Raw genomic sequence first — 15,819 nt, 5'->3', positions numbered from 1 at the left:
TTTAGGCGTGGCGCTTTACGATCACCGACCCAACCGAATACCCGGCCCCGAAAGAACAGATCAGCCCAAGATCACCGTCTTGCAGGTCGTTGGAATACTTCGAAAACGCGATGATCGACCCGGCGGATGACGTGTTTGCATAATCCTGAAGGATGTTTGGTTGCTCGCCCGCTTCGGGCTCACGGCCCAGAACCTTTTTGCCGATGAAATCGTTCATGGTTTTGTTGGCCTGATGCAGCCAGAGGCGTTTGAGGTCGGTATTGCTGACCCCTTCGGCATCCATGTGGTCGCTGATGTGCTTGCTGACCATCGGCAGCACTTCCTTGAACACTTTCCGCCCGTTCTGCATGAACTGCATGTCGCGCCGGTCGGTCATCCCATCCGGGCGCGAGCGGCGCAAAAAGCCGTTGTTGTTGCGGATATTGTTGGAAAACGCGGTGGCGCAGCGGGTCGAGAGGATTTCGAAATGCGGGCCTTGTGCTTCTTCGATCCGTTCGATCAGGGTTGCTGTCGCGACATCACCAAAGATGAAGTGACAATCGCGGTCGCACCATTCCAGATGGCCCGAGCATATTTCCGGGTTCACCACCAGCGCCGCACGCACCGATCCTGACCGCACCATGTCCGCCGCCGCCTGTATGCCGAACGTGGCCGAAGAGCACGCGACGTTCATGTCAAAGCCGAACCCGTCGATACCCAGTTCCTGCTGTATTTCAATCGCAACCGCCGGATAGGCGCGTTCGTGGTTCGAGGCCGCACAGATTACCAGATCGACATCTGCCGCGTTGCGCCCCGCCTGAGCAAGCGCCTTCCTGCAGGCATCCACTGCCATCTCGGTCATGATCCCGGGCTCATCGTCGCTGCGCTGCCGCAGCGACGGGTGCATCAGGTCCGGGTCCAGCACACCAGACTTGTCCATCACATAGCGGTTCTCGATTCCCGACGCCTTCACGATGAACTCTTCCGAGGAATGTTGCATTGGCTCCATCTGCCCTGCGGCAATAGCCTCGGCATTCTTCGCGTTCTGTTTGTCGGCATAAGCGTTGAACGCCTCAACAAGTTCTGCATTGGTGATGACGTTTTGAGGCGTGAAGACACCGGAACCGGTGATGGCGGGGGTATACATGGCGGGCCCTGAATGTTTCGGATTTGCTCAAAATGCAGTCATGGTGTGATTTGATCAAGGTATGTTGACCCAAGGGAATGTTTCCGGAGGCGCAATTTCATATCTTGAATAGTTCAGAAATCGAAGTATATCGCCCCCAAACGTGCGCGGAGAACCTCAATGCCAAACGATATCAGCACCAGGCTTGGCCGCCTCAGCCCCGAGATTCAGGCGATCATGGGGGTGTATGCCCTGTACTGGAAGCTGGAAGAGACATTTGACTGTATCAAAACGGACCTGAGCCACCCCGAATGCCACATGCTGATCAAGCTGGATCAGCCAAAGCGCATGGGGGTGCTGGCTGCCGATATGCTAAGCGTGCCTTCAACAATCACGGCCACTGCCGATTCCCTTGAAAAAGCAGGCTACTTGACGCGCGAGCGTGACCCCGAAGATCGCCGCGCCTGGTTGCTGGTGCTGACCGGCCAAGGCGAGGAGGCCCGCAATATGCTGGTGGCCGAGGCCGGAGACCTGTTTCACAGGGCCTCGGGTCTGAACAAAGAAGAAACTGCCGAATTCGCGCGACTTGCGTGCAAAATCCGTGACAACGTTTTGAAAACGGGAATTCCCGAGGGATTGAAGAAATGAAACTCCTGACCTCTATCGGCCTTGCTCTGGCCGTTCTGGCAAGCCCCATTGCCGCTCAAGGCACCCCCAAACCGGTAAAGCTCATGCAGGTGCGCGAGACAGCACCTGGCTTCACCCGCCAATTCTTTGGCCGCGTCGCTGCGCGTCAGACCGTTGATCTGGCCTTTCAGGTGGCTGGTCAGATCGTCGAGATGCCCGTCAACGAAGGGTTCGTGATCCCCAAAGACGGCCTGATTGCACGTCTGGATCAGGAGCCGTTCGATCTGCGTCTGGATCGTGTGCGTCTTCAAAAGGATCAAGCGGACCGTACAGTTGCCCGCTTGTCCCGCCTGCGGGGCACAACGGCCAGCCAGGTGGCGGTCGATGACGCGGAGACCGAGGCGCAACTGGCCGCGATTGCCCTGCGCGACGCGGAATACGAGTTGGAACATGCAACCCTGACTGCGCCGTTCGATGCGCTTGTCTCCAGCCGCGCAGTTGAGGCTTTCACCACCGTATCGGCAGGCGCGCCCATTGTCCGCATCCACGACATGTCCGAACTGCGCATTGAGGTGGACGTGCCCGAGATCCTGTTCCAACGTTCAGGTCAAAACGATGAAAGAACGATCACCGCCAAATTCCCCGTCAGCGACGAGGTCTTCCCACTGGAAATCCGGGAATTCGACGCTGAAACCTCCAGCGTGGGTCAGACATTCCGTATCCAGTTTGGCCTGTCTCCGCCCGAGGGGTTGCAAATCCTTCCGGGATCTTCAGTCACCGTGAACGTTCAGGTCCGCGATGGACGCACAGGTATCGTCGTGCCAGCGACCGCCATTGTCGCGGACGCCACCGGTGAACTCAGCGTCATGGTGTTCTCTCCGGTCGGAGCGGATGAAGGCACCGTTCGCCGTGTTCCGGTGACCATTGAACCCACGCAGACCGGCGATGTGCGGGTGCTGACGGGCTTGTCCGATGGTGACGAAGTTGTTGTTGCCGGTGGCGCGGTACTGACAGACGGTCAGTCCGTGCGTCGGTTCACCGGCTTCGCGAACTGAGGTGCTGACAGATGAACATCGCTCGTGCCTCGATCGATCGGCCGCTTTACACATGGCTGATCATCCTCATTGCCCTGTTTGGGGGCATCTGGGGGTTCATGTCGCTTGGCCGGTTGGAAGACCCGGCCTTCACGATCAAAAACGCGGTTATCGCCACGCAATACCCCGGCGCCACAGCGGAACAGGTGGCGCTGGAAGTATCTGAGCCGCTGGAATCCGCGATCCAGCAGATGGGCGAGGTGGACGTTATCACCTCGGTCAACCAACCCGGGCAATCTCTGATCGAGGTCGAGATCAAGTCGACCTACGACGGCACCGAACTGCCTGCCATCTGGACCCGCCTGCGGGCCAAAGTGCGCGACGCAGCACGCGGCTTGCCGTCGGGCGTCAGCCAACCTTACGTGAATGACGGTTTTGGAGATGTGTTTGGTCTGTTCTATGCCGTAACCGCCGAAGGGTTCTCGGATGCCGAAAAGCACGAATTGGCCACCTTCCTGCGACGGGAATTGCTGACCGTTGACGGTGTGGCGGATGTCGAGGCTCAGGGCCTGCCGAATGAAGCAATCTTTGTGGAGCCTGATCTGGCGATTTCGGTGAACCAGAATGTACCGCTGCAGGCGATCAACGAAGCCATCGCCAACGCGGATTCGGTGAATTCCTCGGGGTCTTTGCGCTCGGAAAACGAACGCACCACCATCCTTACCGCCGAAGGGTCTGACAGTGTGTCGGCCATTGCGGGTCTGTCCGTTGGCTCGCAAGGGCAGGTGATCAACCTGTTCGACATGTCCGACGTCTATCGCGCCCGTCAGAACGATCCGGATATCATGATTCGCTACAACGGGACCGAGGCGTTCACCCTTGGCATCGCGGGCCTGGCCACGGAAAACATCGTCGAAGTCGGCAAACGGGCCGACGCCAAATTCGCGGAACTGGACGCGAATATCCCCTTCGGTGTGGAAATTCTGCCGATCTACCAGCAACATGTGGTGGTCGAGCAGGCCTCGAACGATTTCCTTGTGAACCTTGCCATGTCAGTGGCCATCGTGGTCGCCGTGCTGGGTATCTTCATGGGCTGGCGCGCAGCTATAGTCGTGGGCTCGACCCTGTTGTTGACCGTGGTCGGCACGCTCTTGTTCATGTCGCTGTTCTCGATCGAGATGGAGCGGATATCGCTGGGCGCCCTGATCATTGCCATGGGGATGCTTGTAGACAACGCCATCGTGGTGGCCGAAGGGATGCAGATCTCCATGTTGCGCGGCAAGTCCTCGCGCGATGCCGCTGAAGATGTGGCATCGAAAACCCAGATCCCGCTGTTGGGGGCCACTGTAATCGGTATCATGGCATTTGCCGGCATCGGCCTCAGCCCCGATGCGACGGGTGAGTTTCTGTTCTCACTGTTTGCGGTGATCGGTATCTCGCTGTTGCTCAGCTGGATACTGGCCATAACTGCTACGCCGCTGTTGGGGCACTACTTCTTCAAGCAGGGCAAAGAAGGTGAGATCGACGCTTACGGAGGCATTCTGTTCCGTATCTACGGCGCGATCCTTCGCTTCGCCTTGCGCTTCCGCTGGCTGGTTGTTGCTGGCCTCATCGGTGTGACGGTTGTCTGTTACGCCGGGTTCGGGCTGATGAAACAGCAGTTCTTCCCGAACTCGAACACGCCGCTGTTCTTCGTGCATTACAAGCTGCCTCAGGGCACACCGATTGCGCGTACGGCGCAAGATATGGCGGTGTTCGAAAACTGGCTGGCCGACCGCGAAGACGTGGTTTCGGTCACAACCTTCGTGGGGCAGGGCGCGACCCGTTTCATGCTGACCTACTCGGCGGAAAAACCGAACCCGAGCTATGGGCACATGATCATCCGCACAGAAAGCCTGGATGACATTCCGGCCTTGCAGGCGGATCTGGAAGCGTTTGGATCTGTCCAGTTTCCGGAAGGTGAGTTTGGCACCAAGCGTCTGGTCTTTGGACCCGGTGGCGGTGACCCGATCCAGGCCCGGTTCTCGGGCAGTGATCCGGTGGTGCTGCGTCAGCTTGCCGACGAGGCCGTGCAGCGCATGGCTGCGGCATCGCCCAACGCGCTGCTCGTCCACCACGACTGGCGCGAGCAGGAGCTGGCGGTGCAGCCGATCTATGCCACCGAGCGGGCGCAGACCGCTGGTGTCACGCGCGAGGATATTGCCGCTACGCTGCAATTCTCGACCGACGGCATCACGGGGGGTGTGTTCCGGGAACGTGATCGTCTGATCCCGATCATCCTGCGCCGACCGGTGGACGGAGATTATTCAATCGTCGATCAGGTGGTGTACTCGGACCAGTCTGAGAAATTTGTACCGATCGAACAGATGGTCGACGGGTTCGAGTACAAGTCGCTCAATACGCTGGTGCACCGTCGTGACCGTGTTTTGACCATCACCGTCGGTGCGGACATTCCGCCTGACCTGACGGCAGCACAGGTTCATGCCGACGTACGTGACGCCATCGAGGCCATCGAGCTGCCCCCCGGGTACAAGATGGAGTGGGGCGGAGAGTTCGAAAACTCACGCGATGCACAGGAAAGCCTGGGCAAGCAATTGCCTCTGAGCCTTCTGATCATGGTTCTGATCTCGGTCCTGCTGTTCAACGCTATCCGTCAACCGATCATCATCTGGCTGCTGGTGCCGATGTCGGTCAACGGTGTGGTCATTGGCTTGCTGGGAACTGGCCTGCCGTTCACCTTCACCGCGCTTCTGGGTCTGCTCAGCCTGTCCGGCATGTTGATCAAAAACGGCATCGTGCTGGTGGAAGAGATCGACCTTGTTCGCGCCACAGGAAAACCCCTGCGTGAGTCCATCGTCGAAGCCTCAGTCTCCCGTTTGCGCCCTGTGATGCTGGCTGCGATCACGACCATTCTGGGTATGGCACCGCTGTTGACGGACGCGTTCTTTGTCTCGATGGCGGTGACGATCATGGGCGGTCTGGCGTTTGCAACCGTTCTGACCATGGTCGCCGCGCCAGTGTTCTACCTGCTTTTCTTCAAGCGGGACGAAAGACGCGAGGCGCTGACCACTTGAAAACAAGCTTAGACCGGGTCTGTTGGAAAGGCCGGACCCGGTTAGGTCAAATTAATGGAACAAACGGCACATCACATGCAGCCAGAACGGTGAAAATTGTGAGAACCAGAAATACCCGCATTGTTTCATTCTCCTTGTGCCTGAAAAAAATGCGCGCCCGTTGATGGTAGGTCAACGGGCGCACAACTGTTTGTTCGTCAATGAGCCATTTGTGGCTCAGGCGGGTTACCCCTGCAGCGACTTCACCTCGACATCCTCTTCGGCCTGCGCCTTGATCGCCAGCGCAGCAGCGTGGCTTGCAGCGGCGGTGGTGTAGTACGGGATCTTGTCATAAAGCGCGATGGACCGGATGGCCTTGCTGTCCTCAACCGCCTGCGCGCCCTCGGTGGTGTTCATCAGCAGTTGGACCTGCCCGTCTTTCAGCATGTCGACCACGTCAGGGCGACCCTCATAGACCTTGTTGACCACGTCGCAGGGCACACCCTGTTCCGCCAGCCAGCTTTGCGTGCCGCGGGTGGCGACCAGCGTGAAGCCCTGCTCGACCAGAACTTGTGCGGCCTCAAGCATCGCTGCGCCTTTGTCGGCATCCTTGATCGAGATAAAGGCACGGCCCGAGGACGGCAGGACCATACCCGCGCCCATCTGTGCCTTGAGGAAGGCGCGCGGGAAGTCGCGGTCCCAACCCATGACCTCACCGGTCGAGCGCATTTCCGGGCCCAGGATCGTGTCAACACCGGGGAAGCGCGCGAAGGGCAGAACGGCCTCTTTCACCGAGAACCACGGCATATCGGGATCGGCCAACGTCATCTGATCAGCGATCTTGGTATCGTCCACGGTTTTGTAGGGCGGGCGTTGCGGGAAGTTTGCCAGCTTTTCGCCTGCCATGACGCGCGCGGCGATAGACGCAATCGCACTGTCGGTCGCCTTGGCCACAAATGGCACGGTGCGCGAGGCGCGCGGGTTCACTTCGATCAGATAAATCTCATCGTCCTTGATCGCGAACTGGACGTTCATCAAACCGACAACGTTCAATGCCTTTGCGAGTTTGAACGTCTGATCCTTGATCTGCGCGAGGATCTCTTTCGACAAGGAATAGGGTGGCAGCGAACACGCCGAGTCACCCGAGTGCACGCCGGCCTCTTCGATATGTTGCATGATGCCTGCGACATGAACGTCGGTGCCATCGCACAGCGCATCAACGTCCAGCTCAACCGCGCCAGCCAGATAGCTGTCCAGCAGAACAGGGCTGTCGCCCGAGACCACAACGGCCTCGTTGATGTAGCGTCTCAGCTGATCCATATCGCGGACGATTTCCATCGCGCGGCCACCCAGAACGTAAGAGGGGCGGATCACCAGCGGGAAGCCGATGTCTTCGGCGATTTCAAGTGCTTGCTCGTCGGTGGAGGCGATGCCGTTATTGGGCTGCTTCAAGCCCAAATCGTTGACCAGCGCCTGAAACCGCTCACGGTCTTCAGCCAGGTCGATGGCGTCCGGGGTGGTGCCCAGGATCGGGATACCTTCGGCCTCAAGCGCATTGGCCAGTTTCAGCGGGGTCTGGCCGCCGAACTGAACGATGACCCCGTGCAGCGTGCCGTTTTCCTGTTCTTTCGTCAGGATTTCCATCACGTGTTCGAAAGTCAAAGGCTCGAAATACAGACGATCCGAGGTGTCATAGTCGGTCGACACGGTCTCGGGGTTGCAGTTGATCATGATGGTCTCATAGCCCGCTTCGGTCAGTGCGAAACAGGCGTGACAACAGCAATAGTCGAACTCGATCCCCTGACCGATCCGGTTGGGACCACCGCCCAGAATGACGACCTTTTTCCGGTCGCTCGGACGTGCTTCGCATTCGACCTCGCCCATCATCGGGGCTTCGTAGGTCGAGTACATATAGGGCGTCTGCGCCTCAAATTCGGCGGCGCAAGTGTCGATGCGTTTGAAGACGGCGGTGACACCCAGATTGCGGCGGGCCCGGCGGACATTGTCCTCATCCCGGCCCGTCAGATTGCCCAGGCGCGCATCGGTGAAGCCCAGCATTTTCAGCCTACGGATACCGTGCTCGGTGACGGGCAGCCCGTCTTTGCGAACCTGACGCTCGGCTTCAATGATCTCGCGGATGCGGGCCAGGAACCAGGGGTCGAATTTGGTGACGCCGAAGATTTCGTCATCGGTCAGACCATGACGCATAGCTTGCGCAATGGTACGCAGACGGTCCGGCGTTTGCTGGCTGATCGCCTTGATGACGGCAGCTTTATCGTCGGCCTCATCCCAGAGACCCACGTTCAAGCCTGGGATTTCGATCTCATCAAAGCCGGTCAGGCCCGATTCCATCGAAGCCAGCGCCTTTTGCATCGATTCGTGGATCGTGCGGCCGATGGACATGGCTTCGCCCACCGATTTCATCGCGGTGGTCAGGTAGGGTTCCGAGCCCGGGAATTTCTCGAATGCGAATTTCGGGATTTTGGTTACGACATAGTCGATGGTCGGTTCAAACGACGCAGGTGTGACTTTGGTGATGTCGTTGTCCAGCTCATCCAGCGTGTAGCCCACGGCCAGTTTTGCGGCGATCTTGGCAATCGGGAAACCTGTTGCCTTGGAGGCCAGCGCCGAAGAGCGTGACACGCGCGGGTTCATCTCGATCACGACCATGCGGCCATCGTCGGGGTTGATCGCCCATTGTACGTTCGAGCCACCGGTTTCAACGCCGATCTCGCGCAAAACAGCAATCGAGCCGTTGCGCATGATCTGGTATTCCTTGTCGGTCAGCGTCAGGGCAGGGGCCACGGTGATCGAGTCACCCGTGTGAACGCCCATCGGATCGATGTTTTCAATCGAACAAACGATGATGGCGTTGTCGGCAGTGTCGCGCACCACCTCCATCTCGTATTCCTTCCAGCCCAGCAGGCTTTCATCGACGAGGATCTGGTTCACCGGCGATGCATCCATACCCGAACGGCAGAAGTGGATATAGTCTTCACGGTTATAAGCCACGCCGCCGCCGGTACCGCCAAGGGTAAAGGCAGGGCGGATGATGGCCGGCAGGCCGATCTCTTCCAGCTCATCCAAAGCGATCTGTACACCCGCGTCCAAATCCGCGCTGCCGTTTGGTTTGCGCGGTGCGGTTACGATGGTGGCCTTGGGATTTTCCAGCCCCAGACGATCCATCGCCTCGCGGAACAGTTTGCGGTCTTCGGCCATCTCGATGGCGTCGCGCTTGGCACCGATCATCTCGACACCGAACTTGTCCAGCACACCCATTTCTTCCAGTGCGAGCGACGTGTTCAGGCCGGTCTGACCACCCATGGTGGGCAGTAGGGCGTCAGGGCGTTCTTTCTCGATGATCTTGGCGACCACTTCGGGCGTGATCGGCTCGATATAAGTGGCATCCGCCAGACCGGGATCGGTCATGATCGTCGCCGGATTCGAATTCACCAGAATGACCCGGTAGCCTTCCTCGCGCAGCGCCTTGCAGGCCTGAGCGCCGGAATAGTCGAATTCGCAGGCCTGACCGATTACAATGGGGCCCGCCCCGATGATCATGATCGACTGGATGTCGGTTCTTCTCGGCATGGCCTGGTTCCTTTGATTGTCAGCGAGTCAGGGCACCGCCCAAGCGCCCAAATTGTCCTGCGTTATAGGGACCGCGCGAAAAGGTGCAAGAGGGATCGGAAACAGGGGCGAAATTGCCGCTTTCCCCTCTTTCACTTGGTGGAGTATTCTCTATACGGCCCCTCACGGCAATTGAGGATGCAAGTGCGTATTCGTTTCGATCAGGGACCGGCCGGGCGTGGAACCCGGTTCCAGCGTCCGTCCCAGATTATCCGCGCGGATGTCGCGGAAGAGGTTCCCCAGGCTCTGGCGGCGCTGGATGAGGCGCGCGCGGGTGGTGCCTGGCTGGCAGGGTACGCCAGTTACGAGCTTGGTTATGCGCTGGAGCCCCGGCTGCTGAACCTGTTGCCCAACGACCGTCGCCTGCCTTTGCTGTGCTTTGGTGCTTACGACGCGCCGGATCGTGTTACCCTGCCAACCGCCGCCGGTGAAGTTAGCGAATTTCAACCTCGTTGGGATGAAGAGTGCTATACACAGGCGTTTCAGGCTGTGCACGAGGCCATCGGCGCGGGCGACATCTATCAGGCCAACTTGACCTTCCCGATTGACCTGACGGTTTCGGGCGACGGCGAAACACTCTATGCCGCGTTGGCTGCGGGGCAACCGGTGGGCCATGGTGCATTGGTGCAGCAAGATGGGTTACCGGATCTGCTTAGCCGCTCACCCGAGCTGTTTTTCCGCACGGATGAGAGCGGAAAGATCGAAACGCGCCCGATGAAGGGCACCCAGCCACGCAGCGACGACCCGGAAGAGGACGATTGGCGTCGGGCTTTCCTGTCCACGGACGAAAAGAACCGGGCCGAGAACCTGATGATCGTTGACCTTCTGCGCAATGACATCAGCCGCGTCGCGCTGCCTGGGTCGGTTCATGTTCCCGATCTGTTTCGGGTCGAAACCTATGCCACTGTGCATCAGATGGTCTCACTGGTCCGGGCGCAATTGCATAAATGCGTCGGGCTGGGTGAGATTCTGACGGCGCTGTTCCCCTGTGGGTCGATCACCGGTGCGCCTAAGATTCGTGCAATTGAAATTCTGGCCGAGCTGGAGCCGTGGGCGCGTGACATCTATTGCGGCACCATTGGCTGGGCTGCGCCTGACGGTCGGTCCGAATTCAATGTGGCCATCCGCACCTTGATGCTTGAAGACGATCACGCCACTCTGAACGTAGGCGGTGGAGTCGTCTGGGACAGCACTGCCCCGTCAGAATATGAGGAGGCGCTATGGAAAGCCCGCTTCGCCCGCCAGCTGAGCCTGATTTCCGTCTGATCGAAACGCTGGCTTTCCGGCCTGAGCGGGGGTTCGTTCGGCAGGACCGTCATCTGGCGCGTATGGCCCGCACGGCGGGGGTCGTTGATATCCCGTTTAACCCGGATCAAGCGACCGCTGTGCTGAATGAAGCTGTCGGCGATACCCCGTTACGTTGCCGCCTGACACTGGACACATCTGGTGTGTTTGATCTGACGACTGGTGTTCTGGCTGCCAATCCATCAATCTGGCGCGTCGCTTTGTCCGATCAGCGTCTGGCTTCGAATGACCTGTGGTTGCGTCACAAGACAACCCAACGATCACTCTATGACTCTGCGCGCGCAGGGTTGCCCGAAGGTGTCGATGAGCTGTTGTTCCTGAATGAGCTTGGCGAATTGTGCGAAGGCACCATAACAAACGTGTTTTTGGAAATGTCCGATGGTCGAGTTCTGACACCCGCCCTGTCCAGCGGGCTGTTGCCGGGGATACTGCGTGAAGAACTGCTGGATAAAGAAACAGTTACAGAAGCCGTACTGACCTTGACCGATCTCAAAAACGCGCAAATTGTACATATGGGCAATTCATTGCGCGGGCTGATCCGGGTGGAGCTGATAGACACGTGACCAAAGACAGCACGATGATCGGACCGCTGGTTGCACTGCCACGGCTGAGGCTGGAATTTGGCCTTTTCTATGTTGGCCTGCCTTTGCTGATCGCCGTTCTTTTCCCACCCAACTGGATGTTCCCGGCGCTGTTTGCCCTGACTGGGTTGGGTATAGTGTTGTTGCACCGGACACCAGGCTTTCAGTGGGCTGAATTGCGTTATGACTGGGCCAACTGGTCGCTGCGTGAGGTGGCACTTTTTGCCGCCATCATGACCGTCTTCTGCGTGGGGTTGATACACGTCACGCGCCCGGATGCCGCGTTTTTCTTGGTAATACACCGCCCCGAGATGCTGGCGTTCATCTGGGCCGGCTATCCATTGCTGTCTGCCCTGCCGCAAGAACTGCTGTTCCGCCCTCTGTTCTTCCGCCGCTATCACGCGATCCTGCCTAACAGACGCGCGGCCTATCTGTTAAATGCCGCAGTATTTTCGTTCGCCCACCTGATGTACTGGAGCTGGATCGTCGCCCTGATGACCTTCGCGGGCGGGCTATTGTTCACGTGGGCGTATCGACAGCGCGGCTCGTTCTTCTATGCGGTGCTGTTGCACGCAATTGCGGGCAATATCATCTTTGCGGTGGGGCTGGGTGTCTATTTCTACTCAGGCAATGTGCAAAGGCCGTTTTGACGGCGCGACCTGCCTTGACTTTCCGGGCCTGACGGGGTGTATCGGCGCGACGAATTCTGCGCCCGAAGGGATATGATCCATGCACGCCTACCGCAGCCACACCTGCGCCGCTCTGACCGCCGCCAATGTTGGTGAAACCGTCCGCCTGTCCGGTTGGGTGCATCGGGTTCGCGATCACGGTGGCGTGCTGTTCATCGACCTGCGCGACCATTTTGGTGTGACGCAGGTTCTATGCGACGGCGACAGCGCGGCTTTTGCCGAGTTGGAAAAAGTCCGGTCCGAATGGTGCATTCGCATCGACGGCACCGTCAAAGCGCGTGACCCGGAACTGGTGAACGCAAAGCTGCCCACCGGCGAGATCGAAGTTTACGTGCGTGAACTGGAAGTGCTGGGTGCTGCCGACGAACTGCCGCTGATGGTGTTCGGCGATCAGGAATACCCTGAAGAAACCCGCCTGCGCTATCGCTATCTGGACCTGCGCCGCGAAGCGATGCAGCAGAACATGACCCTGCGCTCGGACGTCGTGTCCTCGATGCGCAAACGTATGTGGGATCAGGGCTTCCGCGAATATCAAACGCCGATCATCACTGCGTCCTCGCCCGAAGGTGCACGCGATTTCCTGGTGCCCTCGCGCCTGCATCCGGGCAAGTTCTACGCGCTGCCTCAGGCCCCTCAGCAGTTCAAACAGCTGATCATGGTGTCGGGCTTCGACAAGTATTTCCAGATTGCGCCATGCTTTCGTGACGAAGACCCGCGTGCCGACCGTTCGCCCACCGATTTCTACCAGCTTGATCTCGAGATGTCGTTTGTCGAGCAGCAGGACGTGTTCGACACGATCCAGCCTGTTCTGACCGGCGTGTTTGAAGAGTTCGGTGGAGGCCGCAAGGTCGATCAGGACTGGCCGCAAATTTCCTACAAGGACGCGGCCCTGTGGTATGGCAGCGACAAGCCCGACCTGCGTAACCCTATCAAAATGCAAGTGGTCTCTGACCACTTCCGCGGATCTGGCTTTGCGATTTTCGCAAAGCTGCTGGAGCAGGAAGGCACCGAAATCCGCGCTATCCCTGCGCCGACTGGCGGCAGCCGCAAGTTCTGTGACCGCATGAACGCCTTTGCCCAGAAAGAAGGACTGCCTGGAATGGGTTACATCTTCTGGCGTCTTCGTTCGGAGAAGCCAACTGATGTTTTGCTCGACAAAGTTGAGAAACTGAACGATGCCGCCGAGCTTCTGATGAAAGTTGGCGGAGAGGCTCGTGAAGCAGTCGGTCCAATCTTGGACATAGGTCGCTCAATTTTGGCTGAAATTGATGCCACTTTCCAAATCGAAGACGAGGTTAAGGATAAAATTACGCGAGCGCTGGATGCAGGAAATTGGCGTAGGGCCCAACTTCTAGCGAATGCATACTTTGGTGAGTTCGAAGCCGCTGGCCCGCTGGCCAAGAACATCGGCCCCGAGCGCACCGAAGCGATCCGTCAGCAACTGGGTCTGGGTGTCGGCGATGCGGCGTTCTTCCTGGGTGGTAAGCCGAAAGCCTTTGAAAAGGTTGCAGGTAAAGCGCGCGACGTGATCGGTGAAGAACTGAACCTGACCGAGAAAGACCGCTTTGCCTTTGCCTGGATCGTGGACTTCCCGATCTATGAGCAGGACGAAGAAACCGGCGCGATCGATTTTGAGCACAACCCGTTCTCGATGCCGCAGGGCGGTATGGAAGCGCTGCAAGGTAACCCGCTGGACGTGCGCGGATACCAGTACGATTTGGCCTGTAACGGGTACGAGTTGGTTTCGGGCGCGATCCGGAACCACAAGCCGGAAATCATGCTGAAAGCCTTTGAACTGGCAGGCTATGGCGAGGATGAAGTCAAATCCCGCTTTGGCGCTCTGTTCAACGCCTTCCACTATGGCGCTCCCCCGCACGGTGGGTGTGCGGCGGGCATTGACCGGATCGTGATGTTGCTGGCGGATGAGGCCAATATTCGCGAAGTGATGATGTTCCCGATGAACCAGCGCGCCGAAGATCTGATGATGGATGCACCCTCTGATCCGACCTCGGATCAGTTGATGGAGCTTGGTCTGCGGATCATTCCTCAGGACTAATGTAAAACCGCCCGTAAATGCGGGCGGTTTTCATATGGCGATAGGAAACGTTCCGCGTATCAGTCCAGTGGGTTTTCCAGTTGATCTCGATTGACCCGAATGCTGCGCGCTGTTTGTCGCGTCTGGCGATAAGCCCAAAGGCACAGAAGCGTTGCGGTAATGAAATAGGCCGTGACCATTGTCAGATAGCCTCCCGCTGTTCCAGACGAGTCTGAACCATCCCGGCGACTTGCGCCGCCTGCATCGTAAAGGGCGCACCGTTTGCGCGGGACCAAGCGAGCTTCCGCGCAGCTTCCGCAAGGGAGTTGTCTCCTGCCTCGCGTGCAACGCCCTGCAGGAACTGGGCGGCATAATCCAGTGTGCGATTATCGTTGGGTCCGGTCAGAACGTCGGCTATATGGGCCATGTCGTCCTGATAGGCCATCGGATCAGGCTCGATGACCTCATCCCGGATCGCATATCGCCCGCTTGGTCGGCGATCTTCGGGCAGACGTTCCAGAATGGATTTCTGAAAATAGGACATTGATTTTAGCGGTTTGGCCAAAAATCCATCCGCTCCGGCAGCCAGTGCCTGACTTTCGTTGGCATCATCGCCTGACAGGCCCATGATGACGCTGACACGGGGCGTTGTCTCGGCCAGTTCGGCGATCAGGTCGGCCCCGGACCCATCTGGCAGGCCCATATCGATCAGTATGACAGAGGGGCGATAGATCTGCAGGTGCCGTCGGGCCGATTTAAGACAATCCGCGCGGCGAACACGTGCGCCGCTGTGCAGGCACATCAGGCGGATCGCGTCGCAAGCGTAACGGCTGTCTTCGACAACCAGAATGGTCTGACCCAACAAGGGCCGCGTCGCGGTGGGCGTGACGGTGGTGGTGGCAAGTAGACCCGAATCGTCCATGGCAGCTCTCCTATCCAGCAGATGCCTCACGCTAGGAACTTCTGGCTAACACGACGTTAACGCGCGATTTGGCGCACTTGTCCTTTGACGGATCAGCCCCCATAACCCCTGCAACGCAGGACAGCAGGAGAGAGACATGATTGGACGTCTGAACCACGTCGCCATTGCCGTGCCGGATCTTGAAGCCGCCTCAGCGCAATATCGCAATGCGCTGGGCGCCAATGTCGGCGCACCGCAGGATGAGCCGGATCACGGCGTCACAGTTGTGTTCATCGAATTGCCCAATACCAAGATCGAGCTTCTATATCCGCTGGGTGATGACAGCCCGATCAACGGATTCCTGGAAAAGAACCCCTCGGGCGGTATCCACCATTTGTGTTACGAAGTCGAAGACATCATAACCGCCCGTGATCATCTGAAAGCAACTGGTGCCCGCGTTCTGGGCTCGGGCGAGCCCAAGATCGGGGCGCATGGAAAGCCGGTTTTGTTCCTGCATCCCAAAGACTTCAACGGCTGCCTGGTCGAGCTGGAGCAGGTGTAATTTCCCAACCCCGGAGGGGCTGAAATGACCATTACTGCCGCACTGGTATTGTTTGCCGTCATCTGGTTTATGACGCTGCTTGTGGTGCTGCCCATCCGCATCAAGACCCAGGGTGATCTGGGTGAGATCGTTCCGGGCACGCATGCGGGCGCGCCGGAAGTGCATCACATGAAAAAAAAGATGTGGATCACCACCGGCATTTCCGTGGTTCTGTGGGCGATTATTGCCGGGATCATTCTTTCGGGCGTGATCTCGGTGCGGGATTTCGACTGGCTGAACCAGTTGGAGCAAAGGTAA

12 protein-coding genes are annotated in these 15,819 nt (G+C 58.5%); 9 read left to right on the top strand and 3 right to left on the bottom strand.

Annotated elements, in window-relative coordinates; all coding sequences use genetic code 11:
- Position 1: 1 nt before the first annotated feature.
- Positions 2 to 1,126, bottom strand: coding sequence for a beta-ketoacyl-ACP synthase III (locus ALB80_RS14435; RefSeq protein WP_050604788.1), 1,125 nt, complete (start codon positions 1,124 to 1,126; stop codon positions 2 to 4).
- Positions 1,127 to 1,285: 159 nt separating this feature from the next.
- Here ALB80_RS14435 and ALB80_RS14430 point away from each other — a divergent pair, with 159 nt between their 5' ends.
- From ALB80_RS14430 to ALB80_RS14420, 3 genes are read left to right on the top strand one after another with little or no spacing between them, the layout of a single operon-like run.
- Positions 1,286 to 1,753: a MarR family winged helix-turn-helix transcriptional regulator gene (locus ALB80_RS14430; protein WP_050604787.1), complete on the top strand. Its 468-nt coding sequence runs from the start codon at positions 1,286 to 1,288 to the stop codon at positions 1,751 to 1,753.
- A complete protein-coding gene (locus ALB80_RS14425; protein ID WP_050604786.1) occupies positions 1,750 to 2,787 on the top strand; it encodes an efflux RND transporter periplasmic adaptor subunit in 1,038 nt (345 codons plus the stop codon). The genes ALB80_RS14430 and ALB80_RS14425 overlap by 4 nt, the downstream gene beginning before the upstream one ends.
- Positions 2,788 to 2,798: 11 nt before the next feature.
- Complete coding sequence (locus ALB80_RS14420) at positions 2,799 to 5,840, top strand: efflux RND transporter permease subunit (RefSeq protein ID WP_050604785.1); 3,042 nt, start codon at positions 2,799 to 2,801, stop codon at positions 5,838 to 5,840.
- Positions 5,841 to 6,065: 225 nt separating this feature from the next.
- On the opposite strand, the gene carB is transcribed toward ALB80_RS14420, so the two are convergent.
- Positions 6,066 to 9,410: a carbamoyl-phosphate synthase large subunit gene (gene carB / locus ALB80_RS14415; protein ID WP_050604784.1), complete on the bottom strand. Its 3,345-nt coding sequence runs from the start codon at positions 9,408 to 9,410 to the stop codon at positions 6,066 to 6,068.
- 177 nt (positions 9,411 to 9,587) lie between these two features.
- Here carB and ALB80_RS14410 point away from each other — a divergent pair, with 177 nt between their 5' ends.
- From ALB80_RS14410 to aspS, 4 genes are all read left to right on the top strand, one after another.
- Positions 9,588 to 10,715: an aminodeoxychorismate synthase component I gene (locus ALB80_RS14410; RefSeq protein WP_050604783.1), complete on the top strand. Its 1,128-nt coding sequence runs from the start codon at positions 9,588 to 9,590 to the stop codon at positions 10,713 to 10,715.
- Positions 10,670 to 11,317 (top strand): aminotransferase class IV family protein, encoded by a 648-nt coding sequence (locus ALB80_RS14405; protein WP_050604782.1) that lies wholly within the window; start codon positions 10,670 to 10,672, stop codon positions 11,315 to 11,317. Before ALB80_RS14410 ends, ALB80_RS14405 begins: the two co-directional genes overlap by 46 nt.
- 14 nt (positions 11,318 to 11,331) lie before the next feature.
- Positions 11,332 to 11,985: a CPBP family intramembrane glutamic endopeptidase gene (locus tag ALB80_RS14400; RefSeq protein ID WP_157054222.1), complete on the top strand. Its 654-nt coding sequence runs from the start codon at positions 11,332 to 11,334 to the stop codon at positions 11,983 to 11,985.
- 79 nt (positions 11,986 to 12,064) lie between these two features.
- A complete protein-coding gene (gene aspS / locus ALB80_RS14395) occupies positions 12,065 to 14,080 on the top strand; it encodes an aspartate--tRNA ligase (protein WP_050604780.1) in 2,016 nt (671 codons plus the stop codon).
- Positions 14,081 to 14,261: 181 nt separating this feature from the next.
- On the opposite strand, the gene ALB80_RS14390 is transcribed toward aspS, so the two are convergent.
- Positions 14,262 to 14,981: a response regulator gene (locus ALB80_RS14390; protein ID WP_050604779.1), complete on the bottom strand. Its 720-nt coding sequence runs from the start codon at positions 14,979 to 14,981 to the stop codon at positions 14,262 to 14,264.
- Between the two features lie 136 nt (positions 14,982 to 15,117).
- On the opposite strand from ALB80_RS14390, the gene mce reads away from it, so the two are divergent.
- Together mce and ALB80_RS14380 are read left to right on the top strand one after the other, a co-directional pair.
- Positions 15,118 to 15,522 (top strand): methylmalonyl-CoA epimerase, encoded by a 405-nt coding sequence (gene mce / locus ALB80_RS14385; protein WP_050604778.1) that lies wholly within the window; start codon positions 15,118 to 15,120, stop codon positions 15,520 to 15,522.
- A gap of 24 nt (positions 15,523 to 15,546) precedes the next feature.
- Positions 15,547 to 15,819, top strand: coding sequence for a DUF1467 family protein (locus ALB80_RS14380; protein WP_050604777.1), 273 nt, complete (start codon positions 15,547 to 15,549; stop codon positions 15,817 to 15,819).

It is taken from the genome of Ruegeria sp. 6PALISEP08 (assembly GCF_001238295.1).
In the GTDB taxonomy this organism is placed as follows: domain Bacteria; phylum Pseudomonadota; class Alphaproteobacteria; order Rhodobacterales; family Rhodobacteraceae; genus Ruegeria.
This window is presented reverse-complemented; position numbering and strand designations above follow the sequence as displayed.

Coding starts and splice junctions, on each gene's coding strand:
- carB (WP_050604784.1), bottom strand. CDS start 9,410: ATGCCGAGAAGAACCGACATCCAGTCGATCATGATCATCGGGGCGGGC.
- ALB80_RS14435 (WP_050604788.1), bottom strand. CDS start 1,126: ATGTATACCCCCGCCATCACCGGTTCCGGTGTCTTCACGCCTCAAAAC.
- aspS (WP_050604780.1), top strand. CDS start 12,065: ATGCACGCCTACCGCAGCCACACCTGCGCCGCTCTGACCGCCGCCAAT.
- ALB80_RS14405 (WP_050604782.1), top strand. CDS start 10,670: ATGGAAAGCCCGCTTCGCCCGCCAGCTGAGCCTGATTTCCGTCTGATC.
- ALB80_RS14380 (WP_050604777.1), top strand. CDS start 15,547: ATGACCATTACTGCCGCACTGGTATTGTTTGCCGTCATCTGGTTTATG.
- ALB80_RS14425 (WP_050604786.1), top strand. CDS start 1,750: ATGAAACTCCTGACCTCTATCGGCCTTGCTCTGGCCGTTCTGGCAAGC.
- ALB80_RS14390 (WP_050604779.1), bottom strand. CDS start 14,981: ATGGACGATTCGGGTCTACTTGCCACCACCACCGTCACGCCCACCGCG.
- ALB80_RS14400 (WP_157054222.1), top strand. CDS start 11,332: ATGATCGGACCGCTGGTTGCACTGCCACGGCTGAGGCTGGAATTTGGC.
- mce (WP_050604778.1), top strand. CDS start 15,118: ATGATTGGACGTCTGAACCACGTCGCCATTGCCGTGCCGGATCTTGAA.
- ALB80_RS14420 (WP_050604785.1), top strand. CDS start 2,799: ATGAACATCGCTCGTGCCTCGATCGATCGGCCGCTTTACACATGGCTG.
- ALB80_RS14430 (WP_050604787.1), top strand. CDS start 1,286: ATGCCAAACGATATCAGCACCAGGCTTGGCCGCCTCAGCCCCGAGATT.
- ALB80_RS14410 (WP_050604783.1), top strand. CDS start 9,588: ATGCAAGTGCGTATTCGTTTCGATCAGGGACCGGCCGGGCGTGGAACC.